Annotated in this window: 10 protein-coding genes; 3 read left to right on the top strand and 7 right to left on the bottom strand. The window is 65.2% G+C overall.

The window, feature by feature from the left end:
• Together VGE27_RS13955 and VGE27_RS13950 are read left to right on the top strand one after the other, a co-directional pair.
• On the top strand, nt 1–1393 hold a 1393-nt coding region (locus tag VGE27_RS13955), incomplete at its 5' end, for an Ig-like domain-containing protein (RefSeq protein ID WP_331050280.1).
• Between the two features lie 149 nt (nt 1394–1542).
• Nucleotides 1543–3405: an acyl-CoA dehydrogenase family protein gene (locus tag VGE27_RS13950; RefSeq protein ID WP_331050279.1), complete on the top strand. Its 1863-nt coding sequence runs from the start codon at nt 1543–1545 to the stop codon at nt 3403–3405.
• Nucleotides 3406–3416: 11 nt separating this feature from the next.
• Here the strand turns inward: VGE27_RS13950 and VGE27_RS13945 are convergent, their stop codons facing one another.
• The 7 genes from VGE27_RS13945 to VGE27_RS13915 form a co-directional block, all read right to left on the bottom strand.
• Complete coding sequence (locus VGE27_RS13945; RefSeq protein ID WP_331050278.1) at nt 3417–3617, bottom strand: hypothetical protein; 201 nt, start codon at nt 3615–3617, stop codon at nt 3417–3419.
• A gap of 6 nt (nt 3618–3623) precedes the next feature.
• Entirely contained in the window at nt 3624–4319 is a 696-nt protein-coding gene (locus tag VGE27_RS13940; protein ID WP_331050277.1) for a response regulator transcription factor, read from the bottom strand.
• Between the two features lie 46 nt (nt 4320–4365).
• Nucleotides 4366–5667, bottom strand: a complete 1302-nt coding sequence (gene fahA / locus VGE27_RS13935) for a fumarylacetoacetase (protein WP_331050276.1) — start codon at nt 5665–5667, stop codon at nt 4366–4368.
• Nucleotides 5668–5743: 76 nt separating this feature from the next.
• Entirely contained in the window at nt 5744–6685 is a 942-nt protein-coding gene (locus VGE27_RS13930) for a hypothetical protein (RefSeq protein ID WP_331050275.1), read from the bottom strand.
• Nucleotides 6686–6771: 86 nt separating this feature from the next.
• A complete protein-coding gene (gene nadC, locus VGE27_RS13925) occupies nt 6772–7731 on the bottom strand; it encodes a carboxylating nicotinate-nucleotide diphosphorylase (RefSeq protein ID WP_331050274.1) in 960 nt (319 codons plus the stop codon).
• Nucleotides 7728–8738: a quinolinate synthase NadA gene (nadA, locus tag VGE27_RS13920; protein WP_331050273.1), complete on the bottom strand. Its 1011-nt coding sequence runs from the start codon at nt 8736–8738 to the stop codon at nt 7728–7730. The genes nadC and nadA overlap by 4 nt, the downstream gene beginning before the upstream one ends.
• 64 nt (nt 8739–8802) lie before the next feature.
• Complete coding sequence (locus VGE27_RS13915) at nt 8803–10326, bottom strand: L-aspartate oxidase (protein WP_331050272.1); 1524 nt, start codon at nt 10324–10326, stop codon at nt 8803–8805.
• Between the two features lie 111 nt (nt 10327–10437).
• Between VGE27_RS13915 and VGE27_RS13910 the strand changes: the two genes are divergently transcribed.
• The gene (locus VGE27_RS13910; RefSeq protein ID WP_331050271.1) at nt 10438–11943 is read left to right on the top strand and encodes a hypothetical protein; all 1506 of its coding nucleotides are present in this window, start codon (nt 10438–10440) and stop codon (nt 11941–11943) included.
• The last annotated feature ends 128 nt before the right edge of the window (nt 11944–12071 follow it).

The following is a 12071-nucleotide window of genomic DNA, read 5'->3' as shown; positions in this document are numbered from 1 at the left end:
GACGGTGACGCCGGAAGCGGCGTCGCGCGTGACGGTGACACCGGCACAGGCGACGTTGCGCGTGAGCAACCTGCGGCAACTGACCGCGGTGGCGCGCAACGGTTCGGATAACGTGATCACCGGTCGCACGTTCCGCTGGAGTTCGAGCAACTCGTCGGTGGCGACGGTGGACCAGAACGGCAATGTCATCGCCGTGGCGCCAGGCAACGCGGTGGTCAGTGCTGAAGTTGATCAGGCGTCGGGCAGCTCGGCGATCACGGTGACGGCCATTCCGATTCAACAATGCTCGCTGAGCCCGACGACCAATAGGGTCACTGTGGGTCAGTCGGTGCAGCCCGGCATCACGATTCGGGATTCTGCGGGCGGCTCGCTGCCACTGGCTGGACGTGGCATCACCTGGAGCAGCTCGAACGAAGTGGTTGCGACCGTGAGCCAGACCGGTTTGGTCACAACGCGTCGCGCTGGTACCGCGACTATCACGGCGTCATCGAACGAGTATCCGGCCGTCAACTGCCAGTCGACAGTGGAAGCGGTGGATCCGCGGATCGACCGCGTGATCATTACCCCGAAGGTTGGCACGCTGCGCTTGGGTATCCCGCGCTTCATGCTCTACAGCCTCGTCGATTCCGTCGGCGTGGTGATCCCGCCTGGGCGCACTGTCACGTGGCGGACTCCGGATGCGGCGACGCTGCGGGTTTCTCAGCTTGGCGAAGTGACCGGCCTGGCCTTGGGCACCGGTCGCGTCATTGTCACTTCGGAAGGCGTCTCCGATACCGCCACCCTCACGGTCACGAAGATCCCTGTCGCCACCGTGGTACTGACACCGGTACAGAGCACCATTACGGAAGGTCAGACCACGCAACTGCGCGCCATCGTCACCGACTCCACCGGTGCTGAAGTGACGGATCGCCCGCTCGACTGGACCACCACCGATCCAACGCGCGCGACGGTTTCGCAAAGCGGTCTGGTGACCGGCGTGAGCGCTGGATCTGTCACGATTTCCGCAGTCGCGACGCAGGACAACCGCGTCGGTCAAGCGAATGTCATCATCCAGCAGATCCCGGTCGACACGATCCTCACCGCGGATTCTTTGACAGTGAACCTCGGCACAGTCGGCGCCTTCGCGATCACTGTCCGGGACGCGCAGGGCCGCACGCTGCTCGGCCGCAACGTGCTCGTGACGAGTGATTTCCCCGGTATCGCCATCGGCGCGGCCAACGCGCAGGCCACGCAAGTGAACGTGAACGGTCTCGCCCTCGGCACCGCCCGCCTCACGCTGCAGGCGGTGGACAGCAATAACCGCGCGCAGGGCAAGGCCAGTCGCGTGGTGATCACCGTCCAACGCCCGCCCACGACCACTCCCGTGCGCCAGGGGAATCAACAAGAGCAATGACCATCGCCTGACGGTGGTGTCGTCTGCGAGCCGCCAACCGGTTCAAGGGCTATCTTGAGAGCGGGGCATCTGTCGAGTCCGACGGATGCCCCGCTCGTTTGCCTTCCATGCCTGTTGCCTGGCGCTCCGTGTCCTTTCGCCGACGAACCATGACCGCTCCCGCCGTCACCAAGCCGTCGTTCCTGCGCGACCTGTTCACCGGGAACATCAACGAAGCGCTGCTGCTTCCCTATCCGGCCCCGCTCGATGAGCGCAACCCGGAAGAAGCGCGCACCGTGCACCGCCTGGTCGATGCGCTCAACGACATGGTGACGAGCGGTCTCGTCGACCCGCGCCGCTTCGATGAACAGGAGTTCATCGACGAACCGGTGATCCAGGCATTCGCCGAATGCGGCCTGCTGGCGATCAGCATTCCCAAGGAATACGGTGGGCTCGGACTCTCGGCGAGCGCCTACGCGCGCGTGTTCGGTGCGGTGGCCGCAATCGACGCGTCACTCGGCGTGCTCATTGGCGTGCACTGCGGCCTGGGCAGCAAAGCGGTGGTGATCGCTGGCAACGATGAGCAGAAGCAGCGCTACCTGCCCATGCTCGCACGCGGTGAAACCCTGGCCGCCTACGCGCTCACTGAACCCGAAACAGGTTCCGACGCGCAGCACATCGTCTCGCGCGCCGAGCGCAGCCCGGACGGCAAGGGCTGGATCCTCAATGGTCGCAAACACTGGATAGGCAACGGACAGCGCGCCGGTGTGATTGCCACGTTTGCGCAGACGCCCATCGAGCGCGAGGGCAAGATCGTACAGCGTCCCACAGCGTTCATCATCCGCCCGGACATGCCGGGATTCCGGGTGGACGGCACGGTGCGCAAGCTCGGCATCCGCGGGTCCACACAGGCGGAGCTCGTGTACGAAAACATGTTCGTACCCGACGACCATGTGCTGGGCGAAGTGGGCAAGGGTTTCCGCGTGGCGGTGAACGCACTCAATGGCGGCCGCCTTTCACTCGCCTCGGGCTGTGTGCAAGGCAGCAAGCGCCTGCTCGGCGAGTTCACGCGTTATGCCGAAGCGCGCACGCAGTTTGGTGGACCGCTCGCCAGCTTCGAGATCACGCAGCGCAAGATGGCCACGATTGCCAGTGAGACGTACGCCGCTGAGTCGATGGTGGGCGCGCTGGCCGCTGCGATGGACGGCGATGAGGTGGACGTGGCACTCGAAGCCGCCTGCGCGAAGGTGTACGCGAGCGATCTGGTGTGGCGCACGGCCGATGAGCTGGTGCAGCTGGCCGGTGGTCGCGGTTTCGTGAAGCCCTGGCCGTACGAGCGCTATCTGCGTGATGCGCGCATCAACCGCATCTTCGAGGGTGCCAATGAAATCCTGCGCCTGTTCGTGGGGCTCAACGGCATTCAGGGACCGGCCGAGGAACTCAAGGAGATTGCCGGCGCGCTGCGCAATCCGTTCCAGAACTGGTTGATGGTGTCGAGCTTTGCCGCTGACCGTGTCAAGACGGCGTTCGGCAAGCGTGATCGCTTCGAAGCGTCGTGGCACGGTGCGTTCCGCAAGCATGTGACGTACGTGGAAAAGCACGCGGCAGAACTGGCCAAGGCCACGCAGGATGCCATCACGAAGCACCGCAAGGAAATCCTCAACAAACAGCTGGTCGTGGAGCGGCTGGCCGATATGGCCACCGAGCTATACGCGCGCACGACCACCCTCGCACGCACCCAGCGACTCATCGACGAGCGTGGCGCCAATGCCTGCACCCGCGAGATCGCCCTGACCGAGCTGTTCTGTCTGCAATCAGGACGCCGGTTCCGCGCGTTCCTGACGGAGCTCGAGGGCACTACCGGCGAGGCGATCGACGATCTGCGTCGCAGTGTGGCAGTACAGGTGCGCAAGGATGCAGGCTATGCATCCGCCGACGCGCTGCTGGACGTGGTGGTGCCACCGATGCCGACGTGGAGTCTCGTACGTGCGGAGCAGGAAGCGAGCACCCAGCCGCCGCTGCCGAAGCGCTAGCCGCCCAAGCGTTAGAGGTCGGCGCAGCTCCGATTGATCTGCCCGCAGGCGCCGCAGATCTGCTTGCACTTGCGCCACTCGAGGCGATCGGACGCGCAGTATTCACACGTTTCAGCCGCCAGGGTCCCCGACTCCGGCGGTTGCGTGCTTTCATGAGTCATCGCGCCATGCGTGTACAACGCCACGCGCTCGATATGACAGCGTGCGGACATGCGGGATCAGGTTTCGTTCTTGAGCAGGCCGAGCTTGAGCGCGAACTTCACGTAGTCCGTGCGATGCGTGAGTCCGAGCTTTTCGCCAATGCGCTGCTTGTACGTGTCCACCGTCTTGGGCGAGATGGTGAGATGTTCGCCGATCTCCGGCGCCGTGTACCCTTCGGCGACCATCTTGAGCACCACCTGCTCGCGATCGGTGAGCTTCTCGAAGCGCGTGCGCTCTTCCGCGTGTCCTTCCCGCTTCGCGAGCCCACGCGCGAGCGCGCGTGCTGCTGACGGCTGCACGTATACGTCACCAGCGGCCACCGTGCGTACGGCGTCTACCAGTTCACGATCGGCCACTGACTTGAGCAGATAGCCACCCGCACCGGCCTCGAGCAGGGCCACGAGGTGCTCGTCTTCGGTGTGCATGGTGAGCACCAGCACGCGCCGGGTAGCGGGTTCGTCCGCGGGGTGCACGCGGCTGGCGTTCATCTTCTGCAGCTCACGCGTGGCCGTGAGTCCATCCATGTCGGGCATGGAGAGATCCATCACGATCACATGCGGATCGAGACGCTCCGCGAGTGCGAGTGCATCCTTGCCGTTGCCGCCTTCACCCACCACGGTGATGTCCTTCGCGGTGGAGAGCACAGCCTTGAGGCCGGCACGCACGATCTGGTGATCGTCGACAAGAATGACGCGAATCAGGTCGGGACGCATGCGCGGAAGCTATGGCCGGGAAAGAATCGACGGAAGCGCGCGACGACTACCCGATCACCTGGCCCGAGCACTGACCAAATCCGATACGTACCTGTCCCTCGCGCTCAGCAAAGGCGGTGATCGTGAGTTCGTCACCCGCTTCGAGAAATCCGCGTCGCTCGCCGTTGGGCAACTCGAGCGGTTCGGCGCCGCGCCACGTGAGCTCCAGCATGCAGCCGCGACTGCCCTTGTCCGGTCCCGAGATGGTGCCGCTGCCCAGCAGATCGCCCGGGCGCATGTTGCAGCCATTGCTGGCGTGGTGCGCCAGCATCTGTGCGAAGGACCAGTAGAGATCGAGGCTACTGCCCTGTGAGATACGCACCGCCGGCTCGCCAGCATCGCGCATGCGCGTGGTGCGCAGCCAGGCTTCAACCGTCAGCGCGAGTCCACCGCGCGCAGAATCGCCCTCGTGCGTGAGATATGGCAGCGGTGCCGGATCACCATCCGCGCGTGGTGCGAGCGGTGCGCGGAACGGCTCGAGCGCTTCGGGTGTGACTACCCACGCTCCGAGTGTGCTGGCGAAGTTCTTCGCGAGGAAGGGGCCGAGCGGCTGGTACTCCCACGCCTGCAGGTCGCGCGCCGACCAGTCGTTGAGCAGACAGTAGCCCCACAGATGCGACTCCGCGTCAGCGATGCTGATCGTCGTGCCAAGCGCATTGCCCGTGCCCACGAATGCGCCGAGTTCCAGTTCGTAGTCCAACAGACGCGACGGTCCCACTGAGGGCTCGGCGTCGTTCGGTCCTTTACGCTGCCCAGAAGGGCGCGCAACGGGCGTACCGGAGACCACCATGCTCGATGCACGGCCATGGTATCCGATGGGCACCCATTTATAATTGGGCAGCAGCGGATTGTCGGGGCGGAACATCGATCCCACGTTGGTGGCGTGATGCACCGATGCATAGAAGTCGGTGTAATCACCCACCTGCACGGGCAGGAACAGCTCGGCGGCTGACTGCGCCACCAGCGCGTACTGTTCGATCTGCCGCGCGTTCACATCCACGTCGCTGGCCAGCAATGATGTGAGTGCGTCACGCAGCGCCGTGCGGGCCGATGCGCCCAGTGCCATGAGGGCATTGAGCGACGGTGACACACAGGCACGGGCGGCCTGCTGCACCTCATCACTGAACGCCTTGAACAGCTCCGCCGCTACACAGGCCGGGATATCCAGAATTTCATCGCCGATCGCGACGCCCACACGCGGGGCCTCGGTGGTGCCAGCACGACGGAACACTCCAAATGGGAGATTCTGCAGCGGGAAGTCGGAGTGACCATTGGCAGACGCGACCCAGGACTGGCGAGCAGACGGCATCAGGAGCGGGATGAAGTAGAAATGGGAATACCCAACGCTGTGCGCTTTGGGCTATGCGCGATGCGCGTCCGACGTGCTACAACCAGCCAAGGGCGCGGGATTCGTCGACGGGTTCCGTGAAAGAACAGGAACCGACGCCCACCAACATGCGGTCACGCACGCGCTGCAGGGTGGCGCGATCGACGCGCACCGCACCGCCTTCACTCTGCCAGACCACGTCGGCATCACTCATGACGATCTGCTCGGCGTTGGATTCCTCGAGCATGCCGATCGCCTGTGCATCGGACCCACCATCGGCCAGCACACCGGCGGCGAGCAGCACGTTGAAGAATCCGAACATGCGGCCAGTAGCGGCATCGGGCTCGTACGTGAGGCGATAGCTGCCACGCAGGGGATGATGCAGGCCAGCAGTGGCCTTGGCCGTCACGTGATGTTCGAGACAGGCCCGCAGAAACGCCACGATGCGACTGGCCGTGGGAAACGCCGATGAAACGGTGCCACCGGCGCGCATCTTCGCGCGGCGTCCCGTGAGCGCGATCGCGGCGACCAGCTCCTGTACCCGGTCATCAAGCGGCACTTCGATGTAGGTGAGCAGTTCGCGCGGTACGGCCTCGTGCAGTCGCGCGATGTCCTCCGCCGATTCCGCCTTGAGCTCGTAACAATCGGCGATGGCCCCACACTCGTCGAAGCACACCCGATGCCGCTCATTGAAGGCGGCAATCGCCACCATGTCGGCGGCGACATCGCCCGACCCGGTCACCGAGAGTCGCCAAGGAATCGCACCGGCGTCTCGCGGCAGCAGTGGATCAGCCAGCTCGGAGAAAGTCTCCAGCGCGGTGGCCGGACAGACAAAGCGGCCGAGCACCCATCCGCTCCCACCGGCACGGTAGTGCGCGTAGTTGCGCACCGCGGCGGGCATAGTGAGCGCGGCAGGCGGATACAGCCCGGCGTAATCGACCAGTCCCTCGAGCAGGATACGGGTCGGTCGCTCGGTCAGCGGAGGAAGACGAACAGGCATAGGCGGGGGTGGCACGATCAGCCCGTGCCGGGGAAAGAGGGCGCGCGACCACCGCCAAGCGGTGCGCGCGCCCGGTGAGGCGAGCCTCAGAGCCCGTCGAAGTCGAGTGCGAGATCGAGTGCGGGTGCCGAGTGCGTGATGGCGCCCACGGAGATGCGATCGACGCCGGTTTCCGCGATCAGCCGCACGGTATCGAGCGTCACGCCACCCGACGCTTCCGTGATGGCTCGGCCCGCACAACGCTGCACGGCGGCGCGAAGTATGTCGAGCGACATGTTGTCGAGCAGAACCCAGTCCGCGCCGGCGGCCAGCGAGGCGTCGACTTGTTCGAGAGTATCGCACTCCACCTGAATGGGCGTGCCTGGCATGGCGAGCTGACGCGCGCGCGAAACCGCCATGCCGATGTCACCACCAATCGCCGCGAGGTGGTTGTCCTTGATGAGCACCCCGCTGCGCAGATCCATGCGGTGATTGGTGCCACCACCCGCGCGCACGGCGTACTTCTCCAGCGCGCGCCATCCGGGCAGCGTCTTGCGCGTGTCGAGGATTTTTGCACTGGTGCCTTCGATCGCCTGCACAAATCGGCTCGTGCTGGTGGCAATACCCGACAGGTGCTGCATGTAGTTGAGCGCGGTCCGCTCGGCCGACAACATGCCGCGCGCATGTCCGGTCAGCGCCAACACGCGGGCACCAGCCGGCACCCGCGCACCATCTTCGGCTTCCACACGAATGGCCACCGAAGCATCGAGCTGCCGAAACGCCTCCACCGCCAGCGCCACACCCGCCACCACCCCTTCACGCCGCGCCACCACGGCACTGCGCACATGCCGGTCACTGACGACCGTCGCCAATGTCGACACGTCGTTGAAGGCCTCATCTTCCTGCAGCGCCGTCCGCACTTGCGCCGTCACCTGCGCGGCCGTGAGCGGAAAGCCCGGAGCATGGGCCATCACCGCTCTCACATCGAGCGGCGTGATATGCCGCGGCTGCGGCACGGGAAATCCGTGCGGCGGCGTTGGACGCAGGGGCGGGTGGAAAGACGTCATTCGCCAGGATCCTCGGGGCCGAAGGGGCTGACTCCACTGTTGCCGCCGATCGAGACCATTCGCTCGATCGAAATCCGGGCCCGAGCGGCCACATCCTCGGGCACGGTGATGCGATGCTGCAGGTGCAGGAGCGCGTCGCGCACCTTGGCGAGCGTCGTGACCTTCATGTACGTGCACTGCGCGCGATCGTTGGCGGCAATGAAGCGCTTGGACGGGTTTTCGCGGCGCAGGCGGTGCAGGATACCGATTTCGGTGGCGACGATGAACGTCTCCTGCTCGGTCTGCTGCGGGCGCTTGATCATCCCCTCGGTGGAGAGGATGTGCGCATTGTCCCGGTCGAGCGCTCCAGCACTCATGGCTTCCACCACCGATGTGGCACAGCCGCATTCGGGGTGGATCAGAAACTCGGCGCCCGGGTGCTGCGCCCGCGTGAGGTTGATGTGCTCGGGGTCGATGCCCGCGTGCACATGACACTCGCCCATCCACACATGGATGTTGTCGCGCTTGGTCTCCCGGCGCACGTGCGCACCCAGGAACATGTCCGGCAGGAACAGGATTTCCTTGTCGCGCGGAATGGCGTTGATGACCTCGACCGCATTGCCCGACGTGCAGCAGTAGTCGCTCTCGGCCTTCACTTCGGCCGTGGTGTTCACATACGCGACGACGACCGCGCCAGGATGCTCGGCCTTCCATGCCTTGAGCTGCGCCGCATCGATGGTGCTGGCCAGCGAACAGCCGGCGGCAAGATCGGGAAGCAACACAGTCTTGGTGGGCGACAGAATGGCCGCCGTTTCAGCCATGAAGTGCACGCCGCAGAAGACAATCACTTCCGCGTCTGTCTTGGCGGCCTCACGCGACAGACCCAGTGAGTCGCCCACGTAGTCGGCGACGTCCTGGATTTCCGGACGTTCGTAGTTGTGTGCGAGGATCACCGCGTTGCGGGACTTGGCCAGTTCGCGGATCTCTGCGGCCAGTGCGGGATCGTAGTGCGCTTCGAGAATCGTCATGGACTGCGGTGGAAGCGGTGCGCCACTGACACGTGGCGACCAGGTGCGACCCGCGACATGCGGGCTACCAGGTAATGTGGCGACCCTGCCATTTCCGGCGGGTCTTGGGAAAATCGCTCCGGAAGTGCCCTCCCCGCGACTCCTTGCGCATCAGTGCGGCTTCCGCCACGAGTTGTGCGGTGGTCAGCAGGTTGCGTTCCTCGGTGGCGCCCGGCGTGATGCGTTCACCGAGATGCTGCAGTAGAGCTACGCAGCGCCGGAGCCCCGGCGCTGTCCGGGCGATGCTGGCGTAGTCCCACATGATCTGCCGGATCTCGTCGGCGGCCACCTGCGCCGCACCGCGATCATCGAGTGCGGGTACGGACCATGGCGCGGGATCGGGAGCCGGAAGATCTTCGGGTGTCTGCTGCAGATCGCGCGCCACCCGTTCGGCAAACACCAATCCCTCGAGCAACGAATTGGAAGCGAGCCGATTGGCGCCGTGCACACCGGTGCGGGCCACCTCGCCGACGGCATAGAGCCGCGAGATGCTGGATCGCCCGGCAAGATCGGTGACCACGCCGCCCATCATGTAGTGCGCGGCCGGCGTGACGGGGATCGGCTCATGCGTGGGATCGATCCCCCGGGCACGGCACAGCTGGGAGATACCCGGGAACCGCGTCAGAAATCCGGCGCCCATCTTGGTCGCATCCAGAAAGACCCGGCCGTGTGCCTGCTGCTCGCGGAAGATCTCGCGGGCCACCACATCGCGCGGCGCCAGCTCAGCCAGTCGATGCCGCTTGGGCATGAACCGCTGCCCCTTGGCGTTGAGCAGCACGGCCCCTTCACCACGGACCGCCTCGGAGATCAGAGCCAGCGGATTCTCCGGGGTGTCCAGCGCGGTGGGGTGGAACTGGACGAACTCCATATCCGCGAGCCGAGCTCCCGCCCGGTGGGCGATGGCAAAGCCGTCACCAGTGGCGACCTGCGGATTAGTGGTATATCGGAAAATCTGACCGCATCCGCCGGTGGCTAGCACCGTGGCATCGGCGATGATCTCCACCGGCCGACCAGCGATGGACGCCCGGACGCCGGCGCATTGCACTCCGCTCTCGTCCTGAACGAGGAGCAGGTCGAGCACGCGCGCGGTCTCCCGCACGTCGATATTGGGCGACTCGCGCACCTTGGCCACCAGCGTGCGGGCCACCTCGGCACCAGTCTGGTCCCCATTGGCGTGCACGATACGGTGTCGGGAGTGGGCGGCTTCTTTGCCCAGCTTGAAGTCACCGGACGGGTCGAGGTCGAAGCGGGCGCCCGCGGCCTGCAGCTCGCGGACCCGGGTGGGGCCTTCCTCCACCAATACCTGCACCGCTTCGGAGTCGCACAGCGCCGCGCCGGCCGCCAGCGTATCCTCCCGGTGCAGATCCGGAGAATCGCCGGCGCCGAGTGCGGCGGCGATTCCACCCTGCGCGTAGGCAGTGGCGGAGTCGAAGAGGGTGCGCTTTGTGAGCACGGTCACGGGTCCGTGGGCCGAAGCTCGCCAGGCGGTGTGTAATCCGGCGACGCCGCTGCCAATCACGAGGAACCGGGTGCGGATCCTGTCGGTCATAGTAGTTTCAATCAAAGGTTATCGGGTCCCCAACTGAACCCCTGGTCGGCACACCCATTTTTGCGGTGTCCAGCCAGTCCCGCCTTTTCCGTTTCGTTCTCGAGGAGTCTCATGCGTTCGACGTTCCTGGCCGGTGTTGCGGCCGTTGTGTCGCTGTTGCCTGCACTGGCCACGGCGCAGCCGGGCGGGGTCACCACCGCCTGCTCGATCGACCCCAACAATCCGAAAGAGCTGGCGATGCAGTCGCTGGCCTTCAATCGCGCCAAGGCCGCGCAGACCCCCGAAGACCGCAAGAAGGTCCTCATGGGTGTCATGAAGGAGCTCGACACGAAGCCGGAGCGCTTCGCGAAGAATCCGGCCGGCTACAACTACATCCTGTCGCAGGCGCTGGTGATGTGGGCCACGGAACCGGGCATGGGCGATACGCCGACGCGTGCGCAGCTCGGCTTTGTCAGCAACCCGCAGGAGAAGTACGACGTCGTCGCGCAGCTCGATGCCTCGTACAAGGCCATCGAGGCCGCCGTGCCCGCGTGCAAGGAAGACGTGGCCGGCATGCGCCAGAACGAAGCCTGGCTCGCGCTGACCCGCGCGGCGCTCGACGCGTCGAACGGCGGCAAGCTGGATTCGGCCGAGTACTACGCGAAGCGCTCCATGCTCGTGAGCAATGAGAGCCCGTATCCGCACTACGTGCTGGCCAACGTCGCGAACTCGAAGGGTGACAAGAAGACGGCCATCACCCACTGGAAGCACGTGGTGGAGCGCGCCGGCACCGACACCTCGTACCGCGACCTGCGCAACGGTTCGCTGTATTACTCGGCCATGGCGCAGTACGAACTGGCCGTGAGCCAGAACGGCGCTGAGCAGGTGGCCACGGCCAAGGAAGCCGCGGGCACGTTCAAGGAGTTGCTCACGGTGTACCCCGAGTCGCCGGACGGCGCCAACCTCATGCAGGGTTGGGCGGACGCACTGACGCTGGCCAAGGATTCGGTGAACCTGCCGCAGGTATACGCCGATCTGCTCGCGAACCCGGACAAGGGCAACGACATCACGCTGACCATGGGTGGTGTGATCGCGACGCGTGCCAACAAGATCGACGACGCGCTCAAGCTGTTCGAAGCGTCGGTGAAGAAGAACCCGAGCGGCCGCGATGCGCTGCGTAACCTGTCGGCCACGTACTACGGCAAGGACATGTTCGACAAGATGTTCGAGCCGGCCAAGCAGCTGGTGGCCGTGGATCCGAACAACTACGACGGCTGGATGATGTTCGCCTACGCCGCGCAGGGCATGACGAAGAACGCGAAGACGCCGGCCGAAAAGAAGGCGTGGACGGATTCGCTGGTGAAGTACCAGACGATCGCCGAAGCACTGCCGGTCAAGGTCGACGTGGCGGGCTTCACGCGCGGCGCGCAGAATGCCTCGCTGACGCTGTCACTCGAGCAGGTCGCTGATGCGGGTGGCAACTACAGCGTGACCGCGGAGTTCCTCGACGCGACCGGCAAGGTGGTGGCCACGGGCACCGAGTCGTCGGGCGCGATCAAGAAGGGCGAGCGCAAGGAAGTCACCATCAAGGCTGAAGGCGCCGGCATCTACGGATATCGGTACAAGCCGCTCAAGTAACGATCCTCGGTAGCCGGCCGATTGGCTGAGCCGATGCAGACGGGCGTGCTCGACGCGGAGCGATATCTCCGACGCCGGGCACGCCCGTTGTCATTTTCATTCCCGTTGCTTTCCTCATTGTTGTTTCG

Source organism: Gemmatimonas sp., assembly GCF_036405635.1.
Lineage (GTDB): Bacteria > Gemmatimonadota > Gemmatimonadetes > Gemmatimonadales > Gemmatimonadaceae > Gemmatimonas.
This window is presented reverse-complemented; position numbering and strand designations above follow the sequence as displayed.